Origin of the sequence: Guptibacillus hwajinpoensis, from assembly GCF_001039475.1 — a bacterium.
In the GTDB taxonomy this organism is placed as follows: Bacteria; Bacillota; Bacilli; order Bacillales; family Guptibacillaceae; genus Guptibacillus; species Guptibacillus hwajinpoensis.
Genome location: NZ_LELK01000004.1, coordinates 476,126 through 492,824, shown reverse-complemented (window position 1 = coordinate 492,824; position 16,699 = coordinate 476,126). Strand labels below are relative to the sequence as shown.

Annotated in this window: 16 protein-coding genes; 8 read left to right on the top strand and 8 right to left on the bottom strand. The window is 39.9% G+C overall.

Translation table 11 applies throughout. The features are described 5' to 3' along the window. Positions 1–337: 337 nt before the first annotated feature. The 4 genes from AB986_RS12825 to AB986_RS12810 form a co-directional block, all read right to left on the bottom strand. Positions 338–1,597, bottom strand: a complete 1,260-nt coding sequence (locus AB986_RS12825; RefSeq protein ID WP_048311517.1) for a hypothetical protein — start codon at positions 1,595–1,597, stop codon at positions 338–340. Between the two features lie 388 nt (positions 1,598–1,985). Continuing rightward, positions 1,986–2,465: a hypothetical protein gene (locus AB986_RS12820; RefSeq protein ID WP_048311516.1), complete on the bottom strand. Its 480-nt coding sequence runs from the start codon at positions 2,463–2,465 to the stop codon at positions 1,986–1,988. Positions 2,466–2,589: 124 nt separating this feature from the next. Continuing rightward, entirely contained in the window at positions 2,590–3,414 is an 825-nt protein-coding gene (gene cysQ, locus AB986_RS12815; protein ID WP_048311515.1) for a 3'(2'),5'-bisphosphate nucleotidase CysQ, read from the bottom strand. A gap of 281 nt (positions 3,415–3,695) precedes the next feature. Continuing rightward, positions 3,696–4,745, bottom strand: a complete 1,050-nt coding sequence (locus tag AB986_RS12810; protein WP_048311514.1) for an acyltransferase family protein — start codon at positions 4,743–4,745, stop codon at positions 3,696–3,698. A gap of 278 nt (positions 4,746–5,023) precedes the next feature. Between AB986_RS12810 and AB986_RS12805 the strand changes: the two genes are divergently transcribed. The 6 genes from AB986_RS12805 (at position 5,024) to AB986_RS12785 (ending at position 8,420) form a co-directional block, all read left to right on the top strand. After that, positions 5,024–5,242: a DUF1659 domain-containing protein gene (locus AB986_RS12805; protein WP_048311513.1), complete on the top strand. Its 219-nt coding sequence runs from the start codon at positions 5,024–5,026 to the stop codon at positions 5,240–5,242. A gap of 34 nt (positions 5,243–5,276) precedes the next feature. Then, positions 5,277–5,495 carry a DUF2922 domain-containing protein gene (locus AB986_RS12800; RefSeq protein ID WP_048311512.1) on the top strand — a complete coding sequence of 73 codons (219 nt, stop codon included), beginning with the start codon at positions 5,277–5,279 and terminating at the stop codon, positions 5,493–5,495. Between the two features lie 71 nt (positions 5,496–5,566). Then, entirely contained in the window at positions 5,567–5,731 is a 165-nt protein-coding gene (locus AB986_RS12795; RefSeq protein ID WP_048311511.1) for a YvrJ family protein, read from the top strand. Between the two features lie 785 nt (positions 5,732–6,516). Then, a complete protein-coding gene (locus tag AB986_RS22090; protein ID WP_152670989.1) occupies positions 6,517–6,705 on the top strand; it encodes a hypothetical protein in 189 nt (62 codons plus the stop codon). A gap of 36 nt (positions 6,706–6,741) precedes the next feature. Next, a complete protein-coding gene (locus AB986_RS12790; RefSeq protein ID WP_048311510.1) occupies positions 6,742–7,092 on the top strand; it encodes a hypothetical protein in 351 nt (116 codons plus the stop codon). A gap of 227 nt (positions 7,093–7,319) precedes the next feature. After that, a complete protein-coding gene (locus AB986_RS12785) occupies positions 7,320–8,420 on the top strand; it encodes a S8 family peptidase (protein WP_053216173.1) in 1,101 nt (366 codons plus the stop codon). Between the two features lie 99 nt (positions 8,421–8,519). Here AB986_RS12785 and AB986_RS12780 read toward each other — a convergent pair whose 3' ends face one another. The 4 genes from AB986_RS12780 to AB986_RS12765 form a co-directional block, all read right to left on the bottom strand. Then, positions 8,520–9,782: a LysM peptidoglycan-binding domain-containing protein gene (locus tag AB986_RS12780; protein ID WP_048311509.1), complete on the bottom strand. Its 1,263-nt coding sequence runs from the start codon at positions 9,780–9,782 to the stop codon at positions 8,520–8,522. Positions 9,783–9,994: 212 nt separating this feature from the next. Beyond that, positions 9,995–10,864 (bottom strand): DMT family transporter, encoded by an 870-nt coding sequence (locus AB986_RS12775; RefSeq protein ID WP_048311508.1) that lies wholly within the window; start codon positions 10,862–10,864, stop codon positions 9,995–9,997. A gap of 259 nt (positions 10,865–11,123) precedes the next feature. Then, on the bottom strand, positions 11,124–12,176 hold the full coding sequence (locus AB986_RS12770) for a M14 family metallopeptidase (RefSeq protein ID WP_048311507.1): 1,053 nt from the start codon (positions 12,174–12,176) through the stop codon (positions 11,124–11,126). Positions 12,177–12,221: 45 nt separating this feature from the next. Further along, positions 12,222–13,427, bottom strand: coding sequence for a M14 family zinc carboxypeptidase (locus AB986_RS12765; protein ID WP_048311506.1), 1,206 nt, complete (start codon positions 13,425–13,427; stop codon positions 12,222–12,224). Positions 13,428–13,944: 517 nt separating this feature from the next. Here AB986_RS12765 and AB986_RS12760 point away from each other — a divergent pair. Next, complete coding sequence (locus tag AB986_RS12760) at positions 13,945–15,303, top strand: SLC45 family MFS transporter (RefSeq protein ID WP_048311505.1); 1,359 nt, start codon at positions 13,945–13,947, stop codon at positions 15,301–15,303. A gap of 196 nt (positions 15,304–15,499) precedes the next feature. Next, positions 15,500–16,600 carry a S8 family peptidase gene (locus AB986_RS12755; protein ID WP_053216172.1) on the top strand — a complete coding sequence of 367 codons (1,101 nt, stop codon included), beginning with the start codon at positions 15,500–15,502 and terminating at the stop codon, positions 16,598–16,600. Positions 16,601–16,699 lie beyond the last annotated feature (99 nt).

The following is a 16,699-nucleotide window of genomic DNA, read 5'->3' as shown; positions in this document are numbered from 1 at the left end:
TAAATGAGCCAAAAATCAACAGTGTTCATTAACATACCTAAATTAAAAACTTTATAAAGAACGGAAGCATGCAAAATAAAGACTACACTAATTATTCTTATTTATTTTTATTCTATATAAAGAACAAAACTCCTTTTTATTTTTCTAATTAGTTCGTTCTAAACATTTTTTCACTCTCACTATAGTGAATCAGTAAAATAAAATTATATTTTATAAATAATACTTTTTATTAAAGGCTCTTTTCGTCGCCCCGCGGAAAGCGAGCATTCTGGAGCGGAATTAAAAGAACTGACAGAAATTATCCTGTCAGTTTGAAAGTTTAGTAGAAATTCTTCACTTATATTTTCCTTGCTTTAATAACACCATTTTCAACAGTTATTTGATACTTTCCATCATTGCCTGGCACAATCAGGTATCGATCTTCATCATTGAATTTCACTAATTTAGGCTTTCCATTTGCATTCAACTGAACTGGTGGCTCTATAGTAGAAATACTACGGTATCTTATGTTTTCTAAATAAAAATAGTCTTCTCCGCTTGAATTTGTATGAATAAGTCTAAGGTTACCTTGTGTTACCTGCTCGTTCATATCACTCGCATAAATAACACCATTGTTTACAGCTTGAAAAACGTAGCCTGGAACATCACAAGACACATTATACAGATCTAGTCCCTGTATACGCAGTGATCCCTTTTGAGATGGAGACCCAGCGATTCCTTCTACTCGAATTAATCCCATATTGGAATTCTTCATATTCAGTCCTTCAATATGGCCGGAAAGGAGATTGATGTTTCTGCAGTACTTGAAATGAAATGCTGAGTCAACATTAGACCATTCTGCATTTAATTGAATCATTGTGCTCTCAGACAATTCCTCGAAATAGTAAGGAGTCACTGCAGCCGACAGGCGGTTATCTCTTCCACCATTGTGGCAGTACAAGTTCGAGAATACATTACCTGTATTAGCACCGCTTCTTGCTTTAAGATGATAAGCATTTTTTGAATACCAGAACGTATAAAGATTCTCGAAATTATTCGAAAACACGTTTCCACCAATTGTACTTGTTGGGTCAATGTAGAAAGCTCGTGTTACCGAAATAAAACGTAAGTTCTTGAAGCTTGAATGAGCAATTTGGCCACGGAACAAAATCGCATTACGATTCTCACCTGGTGACCAATCACCATAAGAAAGTTCCATATCACTAAATTGGCTATTGAAACCATTCTCCATAATAAAAAGAGGAGCGTCCATCCCTGCTACTCCAATAACGCCACTCGTTCTCATACCTCGTCCAATAGTGTATTTCGAAGAACCCGTTTTAAGAGGAGCATTAATATAGTATTTACCCGGAAAAACAAGATAGTTGTTTTCATCGATTGCCTTTTGAATTGCCGCTCGATTCTGTGAAGCTTTTGAAGGATCGTTTGGCACAGCACCATAATCTTCTACTGTAACATCAATCACATTCGCGCTTGCAGGGGGTTCTACCGGAGGTTCCTGTGGATTTCCATCACTATTATCTTCAAATATATTTGAAGGAACTTTCAAGTCAAGGTTACCGTTCTGATCAAAGGAATACGAAAATACTCTCTCCATTCATACCACCTTATCTGTATTGTTATTCACCTCTCCAGAAGTAGTATTGAAGAAAATTCCCTCTATATTAAATAGAGATAAACATTCATTTGTAATACCTACAAATTCTATTCAATTTATCATCTCATTCTATTGAATTTAGTTATTTAATTATAAATAAAGGGTCTTTCAAACTATCGGATTGGTGTTGATTTAGTATATTCCAGCTAATGTCCATTGCTTGTACAAATATTGGGAATTAGTTAAAAAAGGGAATTAAAGCTTCTTAATCACTCGATATTGTGCATATCATCTTAGTTTCGGGTTATTAATTCATTGAACTAATCCTAATATTTTAAGTATTAAACATTAAAAATAGTGACCAGATAAACCCCGGTCACTCTTAATCTTATTTTTTCAGTTGTACATCATGCTCCTCCGCCAGCGATTTAACATCCTCCTGATACTCCCTCATCATTTTCCCGGCTTCATGTAACTTCGCATTAGCAGCATCCATCTCACCATAATCCTGGTGCTCAATGGCGCTCACCACACCGAGAAAAGCACTGTGCTGAAGATGAAGGGCATCGATGTAGTTCTCATGAATTTCCCGTAGTTCACTTGTCTCAATTTCAACTTTTTGCACGCGATCCATGTACCCTACATACTGGGGGATCACTTCTGTTGTTAGCGTTTGATAAGTTATGGAATCATCCTGATGATTTGGCCCGATTACGCTATCGTACAAATCAATAATCGCTGTCTCTTCTTGCACAAGCTCAGGCATCTCGTCATTCACGTAATGTAGAAGATCATCTTGAACAGGATCAGAACAACCGACAAGAGCAAGTAAAGCGAACAACGCTAACAACAGCCATTTCTTCCTCATTAGAACACCCCCTGCTTACTTTATTAGAAGAAGAGGGAGTCCTATTACCAATCCGCTATAATAATTAATTTAAGAGGTTAAGAAGACGGAATGGTCTTAATCAAACGTTTAATTAACATGAAAGCTACAGCTCAAACCCATCTTTCCGAACGATAAACCACGGGTTCAGCAAATCCTGCTTGTTATACGAAAGTGGTTTACGTGATTCAGGCTGGGTAACCGTTCCGCCTGCACAAGTTACAATCGCATGGCCCGCCGCTGTATCCCACTCCATTGTTGGCGCAAAGCGAGGATAAACGCTTGCTGTTCCTTCTGCTACAAGGCAAAGTTTAAGAGAGCTTCCTGCTGAAGTGATATCAATTTCGCCATACTTCTTTTTCACCTTACATAAATAGTCCTCTGTCTCTTTCGAAAGGTGCGATCGACTAGCAACTGCAGAAATTTTCTTTTCTTTACAATCTAGAGGTAACTTCCTAGCTACGGTTATAAATTCTTCGATTGATTCAAACTTCTTTTTAGTTGCTTCCTCTACTTTAAATGAACCTAATCCTTCCTTTGCCACATAAAGCGTATCGAGCACTGGCGCATAAATAACACCTATGACTGGTTTCCCATTATGGATGAGCGCAATATTAACCGTAAACTCTCCGTTTCGTTTAATAAATTCTTTCGTACCGTCTAACGGATCAATCAGCCAGAAATACTCCCAATTTTTTCGATCCTCATACGTTAACTGCTTTCCTTCTTCACTTAGAATTGGAATATCTAATTGTAGAGCTTCGAGACCTTTCACTATCGTTTCGTGCGATAGTTGGTCTGCTAAGGTTAGAGGCGAGGCGTCTTGTTTGGTTTGAACGTGGAAATCTTCAGTTCGATAGATTTCCATAATGTTCGCTCCTGCTTCTAGAGCAATTGGGATAATTTCTTCTACTTTCATCTTTTCTAACATAGAAACACACCCACCTTCACTTTAATTTTCAACACAATTCTAGTATTACCCTATTCACCTGAAGATCGCTTGGTGTAGGTTGTCCTTTTAGCTTAAATAAAAAGGCTCTTTTCTAATAGATAGTTGTTTTCGAATCAATCATTGAATAAAAAACCACACTTCGCAATTGGAGCGGAAATTAACTCGATATAGCAACAATGTCTACGAAAAGAGCCTATAAAAAAAGACCCCATTAACATGGGCCTTAATCTGTTGATTGATATTTCATTAAGTTACCGGCCTCAGTTCACACTTAATTCCTTCGTTTTCATCGTATAAGAATGAGAAACTGAACCATTCTTATTTGCTTCCTTCACGGTAGATAACGACATGGCTTTATTAATAAAGACGGACGTTCCAAGAACGAGTGCGAAAACGAGAACAAAATATCCCTTGCTCCACATCTCCTCAGGAAGTACAGTCGAAAAGACAAACAGGACGAGAGGATAGATGAGATACACTCCGAACGTATTTCTTCCAATAGCTTCTAAAAATAGATCTAGCAAAATGACTTTTTTAATCGATTCATACATCGCTAATAGTGAAATCGTTAGAATCGGAATGCTTAGCATGAACGTCCAACTTGAAGTTCCCATTGCTTGACGGTCATAAATGATGAAACCAATTATCCCTATGAAGCTTGCAAACCCTGTCCAGTTAAGCTTCTTAGCAATGCATTGAACAAGTTCACTATGATGTGCAAGAAAGGCTCCAAATACAAAGAAGAAAATCCACTTTACTAAGATGGCTTTCTGTCCGAGAATTTGTCCAATTACAGTAGCTGTGTCAGGTGAATGTACGAAAAGAAAATACGCATTCACGACAAAAGAAATGACTAATAGAATGGACCAGCTCATTTTTGAGCGGATCAATTGTAGCAACGGAAAGATTAAATAGAATTGAAGAGCAGCTGCAACAAGATAGAGATGAAAATAGGAGTTGCCCATTGCGAAATCAAGAACGTGTGTCTTCCAACCAGTAAATATCGATATTTCCATTACGATTTTTGTGATTGCAAGATATAGAATACTAATTCCTATAAACGGAAGAACGATCTTTACGAACCCTGATCGATAGAATCGTTTACGATCAGATCCTACACTTCGCTCTAGCATCACAAACAGCATCCCACCTATGACGGCAAACATGGCAACGCCTGGAAGGTCGGCTGTAACTAATGGAGTCGTTACTGTCTCACTAAACAAGCTAGATACGTGAATAAGTAGTATTCCGATACAGGTTATCGCACTTAAGAAAAAGATCATCTTCATTTCTTGATTCGCTTTCTGCATGAGCTCACATCCTGTTCTGAGTTTGCTTTATATACTCATTATAAAGATGGAAAACGCATTATGGAGATACAATGGGTAATCTTTACAAAACATTAACAGGCGTGTCATGAAGCTTACATGAGTTAATCAAACGTTTAATTGAATAGTCTACTTCAAGAAAAACCCTGGAGAAATGACTCTCCAGGGTTTTTTCAATTCACCATTTCTAAATTATTTTTCATACCATGCCCCTTTTTCCATTTTCAAAACGATATATAGGGTGAAAGGAGGTGATCAACATGGCAACATCATCACTCATGAACACGCAGCTTCGCTTGGTTCTAGAAACTGGCGTTGACGAGAATGGTAAGTCGATCTTCCGCAGCAAGAACTTTAACAACATCAAACCGTCCGCAACTCCAGATGCTCTTTTCGCAGTAGCTCTTGCGCTAGCACCACTTCAGCAGCACAGCCTTTTCGCAGTTGAGCGTAACGATTCATCTGATTTACAAGCTTAAAATCACCAAACACTAAGAAAGGAGGTTAACCACAATGGCCAAAACACTTGAACTTCAATTCGATACGCGTGACAACAAACCATTCTCGATCACGCTAAGCGATCCAGTTGAACCTGTTAATCCAGCCGCTATTGCAGCAGCAATGGACGCGATTATCGCTCAGAACTGCTTCACAACAAGCGGTGGTGATGTCACTGGAAAGAAAGGCGCACGAATCGTTGAACGTAACGAAAATGAGATCGTCATCAGCTAATGATTTTGAGGAAGGGCACTGTCCTTCCTCTTTCGTAAGTTCATAAATGAAACGAACAAGGAGGGAAAACGATGGAATCCTGGATGTCACTCATTAGCGATGTTGGCTTTCCGATTGTGGTGACGCTCTACCTTTTACACCGCATCGAACAGAAACTAGACACGCTGAATGATACCATTCTGCAGCTACCAGATCAGTTGAACTCGCAACGTTCCGATGCTCTAAAACAAACATAGATAGGAAACGGAGGTTCATCACGCAGTGAACCTCCCCCATACATACTTCTTCAGCTATACATGCTTGCACCTACAACTTCATATCGAACAACGGCTTCCACCTCTTTTTAAATTGAGAGTCTGTGAGGTTTCTTTAAATGCGCCGTTATTCAGAACGTGGAAGGCCTACCACACGTTTCAAAACTAAACTTGTCAGGTGAGCTGAAGCCGATGCAGAAAATTCAGCGTTCTCAAATGATCACAGTTCCCGGTTTCTGTGTTGAGAAGCTATGGCGAGAACGGCCCTAACGGTTCGGTAAGGTAACCAGGCGTACTACGGTACGGGTAGCAGCGCGCAGATCACGCACACTGGTTTGATGTGTAGAAAGCGCACTGTTGAAGAAATTCAAGCGTTCAAATCGGGTGATACGGTGGAAACCTAAGACGGTCTCAGTATACTTCAGTATGAAAGAACGGCTACTTTTACAGCGCTGATGCTTCTTATCAGCGCTGTAAAGGAAGTCATTCTCTGTCCAATGTTTCCTATCGAATCTAGTGCCTTCAGTGATTTGAGGAGCACCTAAGCTTTGAAAGGTTTATCTATTTAAGGCGGGATGCATGATCTCTTAAAGGAAAGACAGTAACTAGAGAAAAGTTAAGAGACAAGCGATAGCAACTTGGTAAGGAAGATGGTGGAAGCGGATCAGAGTTTGACGTTGGTTTATCAGAATACATACTGAAGTGGTACCTCAGAAGTCAATTTCAAGCACGCCTAGTTATTTTGTTTCATAAGCTGTTTTGATGAAATGAATAAGCAAGTGAGAAAAGTGAAGGAATGGTCAAAGCAGCGTTTCTGGAATGAGAGACGCGCCTATCAACCAGTAACTGCATATACGGTAACTCAACCCGTCATAGTTGAAGGTCAAAATCTAACAGATGGCTCCTATCCACCGCTAAATTACCAACCACAAGGAGAGCCCTACCCTATTATTTAAGTTCCAATTGCATCGTTCGATAAAGTTGGAGCGAAAGTGAAATGGAATTCTGATACTCAAACGTTAAACGTAGAAGCTGGGGATTATAATAAATTGAAACAAGATTATGATTTACTACAAAAAGGTGCAAGAGCGTTATATAAATCTTATGAGTATGAAACAAGGGGTCGTAACCCTACTAAATGGCGCTATTATGGGGACGGAGTATTTGAAGGTTTTCCATACACTAGTCGTCCTAAAGGATTTACAATTGGGAATTACTACAGTGTAAGGGAAGATGCAACGGCAGGTACAACCTACTATTTCATTACAAATGATTTTGGTGAAGAAGTAATGTATTCTCTTTCTAATCAAGAAAAACTTATGATAACTAGTCAATATACGTAAACGGTTATTTGTATGGAAAATTTAGAAGGCAGTCGTTAATCACGTGTTTGATTAACGACTGCCTTCATTGTTATAGAGTGGCTCAATAGTCGCTATACCAACACATCCCCATTCTATCTAGTCTCTTCCATCATTTCTCACCTATTTTACTAGCTACTACAATCATCTAGTAATCTATTGAATAAACTAGTAATGCCTTACAACTATAGGAGGTGTTACCAATTACTATGAATTACTTGCCAGACAGAATAATCATTGGATTTATACCCGGCGTTTCACGTAAACGTGCGTTAGAAATTATTGCTCATGTTGGTGGTCTTACACTTATAGACGAAATCCCAGTGCTCAATGTCTACACTGTTTCAGTTGACCCTCTTCTCCTAAACATTAAAATGACGATTCTCTCTAACTTCTCAGGAGTTCAATATGTAGAGTATGATGGTATCCTAGCTACTCAATTGACACCTAACGACCCTCTATTCCCTCAGCAGTGGGGACTATTAAAGATCAACTCTGTAAGGGGTTGGAACGTTACGCGTGGCTCAACGCTAGTCAACATAGCGATTCTAGATACTGGCATTCAAACGAGTCACCCCGATTTAGTGGACAAGATTGTACTAAATCAAAACTTTTCAACCTCTTCATCCGTTCAAGACTTGAATGGTCACGGTACACACGTAGCAGGAATTGCCGTAGCTACAACGAAAAATGACCTTGGCGTTGCAGGACTAGGAATTAACCCTAGAATTATGAATATAAAAGTATTAGACGACACCGGAAGCGGATCGTTTAGTGACGTAGCGCAAGGAGTTGTTTTTGCGACTGATAATGGAGCAAAGGTCATTAACATGAGTCTTGGAGGTACTATGTTTAGCACGACGATGCAAAATGCTGTGCAGTACGCGAAAGATAATGGCGTACTACTTGCTGCGGCGGCTGGAAATAATAATTCCAACGACCTTTTCTATCCGGCCGCATATGCACAGTGCATTAGCGTAGCAGCATTGAATCGAGACGATACGAAGGCTTCTTTCTCAAATCACGGCTCTTCTTGGGTTGATGTCGCCGCTCCTGGGGTCGATATTCTATCAACACTTCCTACCTATGCGAATTCAACAGGTCAAACCAATTACGGTTCGTTATCAGGTACATCAATGGCAACTCCATTTATTAGTGGCCTAGCAGCGCTAATGCTTTCTCTAGATTCGAACGTTAACAACGTTATCAACGCTATTGAGACAACAACTGTACCGTTAAATGGGACAGGTTCTCTTTACGAAAGAGGGCGAATCAATACGTATGCTGCATTGTTGAAAATCAAAGGATAAATTTATCCACGCTAAAACAGGCTCCACTCGTGAGCCTGTTTTTTTCGTGTTCTTTACTTACTCTAACAGTAGATCATAAGAGTCGTCCCCGAATTCTGCTCATTTCAAAACCCGAATATTCTTCTTCACATACGCCCAATTCTGTGGAAAAAGAAAACGTAACCGCCAATAAGTACTTCCAAGTAAATTATAAGCTTCTAGTTGTTTGTATTTCGCTGTCATACTTTTGATGTCTTCAAACCAAACGACATGACCTTGATTCACAAGATTATAACTGTAGTTTGGAGCCTGCGCTATCGAATTGTATTGAATTGGAATCCAACCATTCAGCGCACGATTCTGAGCATTTAGACTTGAAAGCATTTCGGCATCTGCTAGACGGGGAACCGTCCAATCATACCCATAAAGGCTCATCGCCATCATGATCTTCCTTCTGTCGATCTGACCGGTCGCATACATCAACACCTGTTCAATCCACCAAACAGGTGCAATCGGATCAGGTGGTCCAATCGCATAGCCATAGTCAATTGTCATGATGGATACAATATCCACTACTTCGCCAGTTGCTTTGTAATCAAGAAATCCAACCAATCGATTCGTTGGCATGTCACTGCTTTTCGCATGTGCATTAAGTTGGAGAACCAGGTTACCAAGGCCCTGCTTTAATTCCTTTAAGAATGCTGTAAAATCATTTCTTCTCTCAGGAGGAACAAACTCAAAATCAATGCTAACACCTGCATAACCCTTTTCCTTTACTTTTACAACAAGATTTTGTACCAACCTCTTTCGTTTTGTCTCATCCTTAAGAACCGCATCGGCTAATGTAGAGCTGAACATTTGCACGTCGTAGTTACTGATGACGAGCAGCGGCTTAATATTCAACGCTTTCGTTCTTTGTAGGATCAGATCATCATCTATCGTAAGAAGGTCCCCTTCAGAATTAAAGGAATAGGTGAATATCGCTAAATACGTAATCGAATCTGCGAGATCAGTAATGGTTTCTAGGTAAGATGCACCCGATAACGCATCAAAAAAGACGAGCGTTTGCATAGAATACTTCTGCGCAGTAGGAATACGGATTCTGAGTCCAATCGGAAGTGTATTTGGATCTACAGTTGGATTGGCTGTCATCATATCTTGAATTGTAGTCTGAAATTGTTGAGATAGCTTCCAATACGTATCCCCTGGCTTAATCTGATAATACCGTTCAGGCAGTGCCTGATCTGGAATATATAAATTCAATCCGGGAACGAGTCGATCAGAAACAAGACCGTTCACAGCCTTCAACGTCGCTATCGGTACACCATAAGCAATTGAAATGCCCCATAGGTTATCACCCAGCATCACTGTATGGATCGCCATTGAATCCCTCCGTTGCTCAAAAGCTATTAATAATAGTCTATTTTGTAAGAAGGATCTTAAGAATCACTGCAACTGAATTAGCGAAAAAGGGTCGTTGATTCACTTGCTTTTAATACAACAAAAAAGCCAGGTGTGCTACTAATAAGTTAGTTAGCTACCTGGTCTTTCTTTTCATAATTCTAACAGTGAATCATGAGAACCGTCCCCGTAATTCACTTTTGTTTTGTACTTAATATCGTAATAGTAATGAGAATAATAACGAGTCCTATACTTTGCGTGACTGTAAGAACCTCTCCCAAAATCACTAATCCAAATAGAGAAGCTGTAACCGGTTCTACCATTGCTATGATCGCTGCAACGGATGCTGATGTTTTCTTCAAACCTTCTATATATAAGTAAAAAGAAATTCCTGCACCAATTATTCCAAGAGTTACAAACCAAATCAAATCCTCAGAAAACATTACGTCGAGCGCTTCTTTATGGTCAATAAGTAGAAACATAACAATGGTAAATGTAGCAAAAGCAACGGTTAGAACAAAAGGAGGACGTCCTTCTTTTGAAGCATTCTTAAGTCCAAAAATAAACAGAGCGTATGAAAGACCTGATAGTAGCCCACTCATAATCCCAAAAATATTTAAACTTCCAATCCCTGCCTCATAAACGTTTGTTAATAAACTAATTCCAACCATCACGATTACCATTGCGATCACCTTAAAAGGAGTGACGGTCTCTATTCGAAATAGAAATGAACTAAAAAGAACGAATAAGGGTGCCGTGTACATCAAAGTTGATGCTATTGCTACACCAGATTCTGAAATACTAAGAAAGTAAAAACTGAAATTGCAAGCAACAGCGAAACCTGCTACTATCGACCACTTCACTGCTTTAGATGAATACTCTCCTTTATTTCCTCTACGATGAAGAAGCAGCCAAACAAAAATACCAACAAATCCTATCGCACCTCTATAGAAGGAGATGACGATCGGACTCCACCCTTTATCCATTAATATTCCTGCTATCCCCCCTGAAATGCCCCATAAAACAGCTGCCATGATAACTAAACCTATATGATATAAATGCATTGCAATCCTCCTAAACTAAAGCCTTAATGACTTGTTCAGAGGAGATTCCCATCAATTTATACACTAAAACGAAAAGTATGAAAATCCATTCACTTTCGATACTTTTTACTACTTTGCAGTAAAATAACCGTGACCGTTTTACTGATTTATTTGCTTCTATACAGATAAAACCAGGTGAACTATAAACAACATAGTTCACCTGGTTTTTCATGAAAAATTCATTGTCGATCATTTTTTAAAAAGAATCATTCCCGTGAAGCTACTCACCATCATAATTACTCTCCGGCAACGTGTCCCAGAAAGATGTATCCGTCGAATCAATTGAATCATCTGCCAAAGCTTCTAAACTAGCTTTCATTGCAGTAACCGCCTGTTGAATTAAGTAGCCATTGCTCTTTTGACCCAGTACATAATCATCTCGATAATGATCGGCCATTCCACGCATTTCGAACAGCAGTGTTGCAATGCCGTATTCCATCGCTAAGCCGTTTCGGCTAATCGTTGGCGCACTGCCTCCTGGATACTTCGAAAGTAGGCCATAGCCTTTCGCATCTACTGCATTATAAACGACCGCTCCAAGTTGCTTGGATTGCTCTACTACAGTAGGATCAACACTCTCGTTCGTTGGATAAAGAATTGACCCAGAGACGAGTTCTCCTGTGTCACCGAGCGTCGTTTGCGTTCCCTGATGATGGAGATCAATCATGTAATCCGGTTGATATTTCTGCAATATGTTCTCGTGCAACGCCTTCGTTTCTGGCTGTTCACGATCCACGTGATCACGATTAAGATCGACTCCATTCGCATTATATCGAGTATGAGTTCCAGAGACGTAGTCTTCTAATGAGAAATCAACATCCCCTTCTGCTCCATCCACGTTTAAACGTGGAGCGATTAGAACATTCACATTCTCTAAAATATCTTGTACATTCTTCCCATTCGAAGACAAATACTTAATCATTTCAAGAGCGCCTTCTGTCGTTAAAGCCTCATTCCCGTGCTGCTGGGTTAAGAAAAGTATTGTTGGGTTGTCTTCGTTCATAGTTCCAAACTTAGCGAGGTACAAATCTCTCCCTTTCACTGATTGACCGTAGACTTCTAATTCAAGAGCTTCAGAGCGCTTGTCTACTTTTTCTAGAAAGCTTACCATCTCTTCATAAGAGTGAAGTCGTTCATTCTTGATCGTTTCATTGCCACCATAGTTCGGTCCATTAGGTCCATTATCTCCAGCTAGTACCGTATTTCCTGTTAGGAATGACCCTGACACCAGCATCGTTCCCGCTACTGTTAACGGTAGAATTTGTTTTTTCACATTCATCCTCCTAGAAATAAAATCGCACTTATTTTTCAAAACAATTTAATGACCATAATCCTGATCGCGATCTGTTAGTGGGATATCGTCATATTCTTCAGGATTAATCGAATACACATCACCACTCGTGATGCCATCAATAATTCCGTAAAGGCCAAGTTCAACCACTTTAACCAATTGACCAATTTTCTTTTGTCCATAGCTTTGCGTTTGCCCCGTAACTTCAAACAGCACAGCGCCACTTCCATTTAGCGCAAAAGAACCAAGTGCTGTACCAGGTAAATCAAGATTTTGTGGATAAAGTGTAATGTTATCAAATGGAGAATTACCCCTCTCCTGTAAGGCGTTATAAGCAGCTACATTTAACTGTTTTGAGAATTCACCATCATATGTATCTGCGTACTCGCTATATTTTGCTCCTTCAGCACTATCAGGATCAGGAATAAAGTCTCCTGAAATCGAGAGCGTTACTTTATCATCTGTCCCTTCCACATAGTACTCACCCTGGTGATGCAAGTCGACAAATACATCCACTTTGCCATAGTCATTCATCAATCCTTTATAAACATCACGGACTGTTTGGGCTTCAGGGGTAATGTACCACCCTGGATTGGATGAGTTATTTGGAAAATCTTCAGGTTGAGGCTCATAATCGAGATCTGGATTGAAATCCCGGTTCACGTCAAAGCCAGGGTTCGAAGCATAATTCCAATATTGGTTTGTATACGTGTAATAGTTCCAAGAAGGTGACGCACTAGCTAGCTGTGGAAAATCTTCAACAACTTCGCTCCACGACATATCATTACCACGTCGATTTAATTCCGTTGCATCAGGATTCACCATCGGCATCGCAACGATCGTCACTTCACTTCTGATTTTCTCAGCTTCTGGAGAATTCGAGCCTAGCTGCTGCAAAATCTTCAATAGCGCAGCCGTCCCGGTTTTCTCATTCCCATGAATCTCACTTTGCAATAAGATCACTTTGTCTCCTGAACCAACAGTTGCTTTGTAGATTTCACGCCCCTGATTCGAGTATCCCACTACATCTACTTGAACTTGTCCCTGGCTGCTCTTATCAATCTGCTTTAGCTTCTTACTCAACTCCGCATGACTAATAAAAGCAGATGTGGCGTATTGTTGAGTTTGCGCTTCCGCACGCTGCTCACTTGGCGCCGCCATTGCAGGACTTACTAGGACAGATGACAATAACAGCGTGCTACATACGTACGTCATTTTCTTCTTTCGACTCATTTGATTCCTCCTCAGTTTTAAAAGTCTACAACTGAGTATTTCTCGTTTTTCGTCGCCTCTACCTTTTGATTACTTTTAAAACAAAACGTTTGAACTAGGTATTTTTTGGTAAATAGTTCGTTTTACATGGGAATTAGCTTAATGAACGCGAGATGAATAGTACATTAGAGGGGTGTGGTTTTTTGTTAAACAAGAGAAGAAATATAGGCATCCTCAAAACTAATTCTGATAAATCTTTGTGCAAACGGTTGCTTAAACGCATTACTATAGTATATACTTTTCAAGTATAATTTTTTACCAATAATAAGCATGTATTTCTTGTTAATTGAACAGGTATTACATAAGTGTTTTTCTGACTAAGTTAGGAAATCTACCTTTACACTGCGTTAGTAAACGATGTTAAAAGCAATTGAAAAGCGCATTATTTTTCAGTTATGTGCAAACGATTGCAATAAAACTGTAAACGCTTCGATGAATATCCGTTTCATCTATTCGTTACGTCACAGGAGGGAATTAAATGTTAGAAGAAAGAGTTGTTGAATCCAGCGAAAAAAGATATCAAAAAGAATTACCATCCCTACCAATCAGCACAATTTGGTTAATTAGTTTCGGTTTTCTAGGTGTGCAAATGGCATTCTCACTGCAAAGCGCGAATATGGGACGTATTTTCCAAACACTTGGGGCAGATCCTCATAATTTAGGATTATTCTTTATCCTGCCACCCCTTGCAGGTCTAATTGTCCAACCGTTAGTTGGTTATTTCTCTGACCGGACCTGGATGCCGAGGCTTGGCAGACGGATACCTTATTTACTAGTTGGAGCTGTTGTTGCTGTTATTGTGATGTGTCTACTTCCTAACTCAGGTAGTTTTGGATTTAGTGCTGTAACAGCCATGACATTTGGAGCCATTGCCATTCTGTTTATGGATGTATCATCAAACATGGCAATGCAACCTTTTAAAATGATGGTTGGCGACATGGTTAACAAAGAGCAAAAAGGATTTGCTTATTCGATCCAAAGCTTTCTATCAAACAGTGGTGCTGTATTAGCAAGTATTTTCCCTTTTGCACTAACCGTTATTGGTGTGTCAAATAGTGCTCCAAAAGGTGTTATTCCACAATCTGTTGTTATTTCATTCTACGCTGGTGCAGCTGTTCTCATCATTTGCAGTCTTATTACAGTCTTTAAAGTGAGAGAGTATGATCCAGATGAGTATGCTATGTATCACGGAATTTCAAAGGAATCTACGAAAGAAAAAGCAAACCTTTTCAAATTACTTGGAAGCGCTCCAAAAGTGTTCTGGACCGTTACACTTGTTCAGTTATTCTGTTGGATGGGTTTTCAATACTTATGGACGTACGGAACAGGAGCCATTGCCCTGAACGTCTGGAATACGAGTGATCCTGCGAGCGCAGCTTATCAAGATGCAGGGAACTGGTTTGGTATTATGACAGCCGTTCAATCAATTGGCGCTGTTATCTGGTCACTTGTACTATCTCGTATGCCAAACAATCAGAGAAAACCATTTTATGCGATCAGCTTATTCTTAGGTGGGATCGGATTTGGTTCCGTCTTCTTCATTCACAATCAGTGGGCATTGGTTGTTTCCTTTACCTTGATTGGGATCGCATGGGCAGCCATGATGACATTCCCATTCACGATCTTGACGAATGCACTGAAAGGAAAGAATATGGGAACTTACCTTGGACTGTTTAACGGTAGTATTTGTTTGCCACAAATCATTGCCTCTCTTCTAAGTTTCGTGTTGTTCCCATTAATCGGATCTTCCATGCCGTTCATGATCTTGCTTTCAGGTGTTTTACTTGTTGTAGGTGCTTTATCAGTACCGATTATTAAGGAGACTTATGCGAAGTAAGTAAACAAAATCTAGTAATTAAACACGTTGAACCAGGTGAGCTTGATAGATAGCTCTCCTGGTTTTTCTATGTTCTAGTACTGATTCCCGTATTCTTTCATGACTCACACCTATTTCTTCTACTATTACGATCATCTCGTAATCTATTGAATAAACTAGTAATGCCTTACAAATACAGGAGGTGTTACCTAATACGATGGATTATTTTCCAGATCGATTTATTATTGGATTTATACCTGGCGTTTCACGAAACCGCGCCTTGGAAATTATCGAACATGTTGGAGGTCTTACTCTTCTAAGTGAAATCCCCGCACTGAAAGTTTATACCGTTTCAGTTGCTCCTGCTCTCTTAAACATTAAAATGACGATCCTCTCCAATTTCTCTGGAGTTGACTATGTAGAATATGTTGGTATTCTTAATGCACAATTGACACCCAATGATCCTCTTTTCCCTCAACAGTGGGGGCTTCTAAAGATTAACTCGGTAAGGGCATGGAACATTACCCGTGGATCAACTCTCGTTAATATCGCGATTCTAGATACCGGCATTCAAACGAACCATCCTGATTTAGTGGACAAGATCGTATTAAGTCAGAACTTCTCAGCTTCTTCTACAGCTGAAGATTTACATGGTCATGGAACACACGTAGCCGGAATTGCCGCAGCTACAACAAAAAACAATCTCGGTATTGCTGGAATGGCGATTAATCCTAGAATCATGAATATTAAAGTATTAGACGATAGTGGCGGAGGATCGTTTAGTGATATCGCTCAAGGTGTCATCTACGCTACAGATAATGGCGCAAAGGTCATTAACATGAGTCTTGGCGGTACGTTATTTAGTACAACCCTTCAAAATGCTGTGCAATACGCAAAAAACAATGGCGTGTTGATCGTTGCAGCTGCTGGAAACAATGATTCAAACACCCTCTTCTATCCAGCCGCATATCCCGAATGCCTTAGCGTAGCAGCCTTAAATCGAGACGATACGAAGGCACCATTCTCAAATTACGGCTCTTCCTGGGTTGATGTAGCCGCTCCTGGAATCGATATCCTCTCTACTCTACCAACCTACCCAAACACATCAGGACAAACTAGTTACGGTTCATTAGCTGGCACATCGATGGCTGCTCCTTTTGTAAGTGGACTAGCTGCACTAATGCTTTCATTAGAACCGAACGTGAACACCGTTCAGAATGCCATTGAGACGACAACCGTTCCACTTGCCGGAACAGGAACACTCTATGAAAGAGGTCGTATTAATACGTATGCAGCGTTGTTGAACATCACACAGTAAGAAATCATCGGGATGGAGCTTATCATTCGCTTGCTTACGTCTAAAAAAACAGGTGAGCTACTTGTACGAATAAGTAGCTCACCTGTTTTTCTGCACGGT

Coding starts and splice junctions, on each gene's coding strand:
- AB986_RS12825 (WP_048311517.1), bottom strand. CDS start 1,597: ATGGAGAGAGTATTTTCGTATTCCTTTGATCAGAACGGTAACCTTGAC.
- AB986_RS12820 (WP_048311516.1), bottom strand. CDS start 2,465: ATGAGGAAGAAATGGCTGTTGTTAGCGTTGTTCGCTTTACTTGCTCTT.
- cysQ (WP_048311515.1), bottom strand. CDS start 3,414: ATGTTAGAAAAGATGAAAGTAGAAGAAATTATCCCAATTGCTCTAGAA.
- AB986_RS12810 (WP_048311514.1), bottom strand. CDS start 4,745: ATGCAGAAAGCGAATCAAGAAATGAAGATGATCTTTTTCTTAAGTGCG.
- AB986_RS12805 (WP_048311513.1), top strand. CDS start 5,024: ATGGCAACATCATCACTCATGAACACGCAGCTTCGCTTGGTTCTAGAA.
- AB986_RS12800 (WP_048311512.1), top strand. CDS start 5,277: ATGGCCAAAACACTTGAACTTCAATTCGATACGCGTGACAACAAACCA.
- AB986_RS12795 (WP_048311511.1), top strand. CDS start 5,567: ATGGAATCCTGGATGTCACTCATTAGCGATGTTGGCTTTCCGATTGTG.
- AB986_RS22090 (WP_152670989.1), top strand. CDS start 6,517: ATGAATAAGCAAGTGAGAAAAGTGAAGGAATGGTCAAAGCAGCGTTTC.
- AB986_RS12785 (WP_053216173.1), top strand. CDS start 7,320: ATGAATTACTTGCCAGACAGAATAATCATTGGATTTATACCCGGCGTT.
- AB986_RS12780 (WP_048311509.1), bottom strand. CDS start 9,782: ATGGCGATCCATACAGTGATGCTGGGTGATAACCTATGGGGCATTTCA.
- AB986_RS12775 (WP_048311508.1), bottom strand. CDS start 10,864: ATGCATTTATATCATATAGGTTTAGTTATCATGGCAGCTGTTTTATGG.
- AB986_RS12765 (WP_048311506.1), bottom strand. CDS start 13,427: ATGAGTCGAAAGAAGAAAATGACGTACGTATGTAGCACGCTGTTATTG.
- AB986_RS12760 (WP_048311505.1), top strand. CDS start 13,945: ATGTTAGAAGAAAGAGTTGTTGAATCCAGCGAAAAAAGATATCAAAAA.
- AB986_RS12755 (WP_053216172.1), top strand. CDS start 15,500: ATGGATTATTTTCCAGATCGATTTATTATTGGATTTATACCTGGCGTT.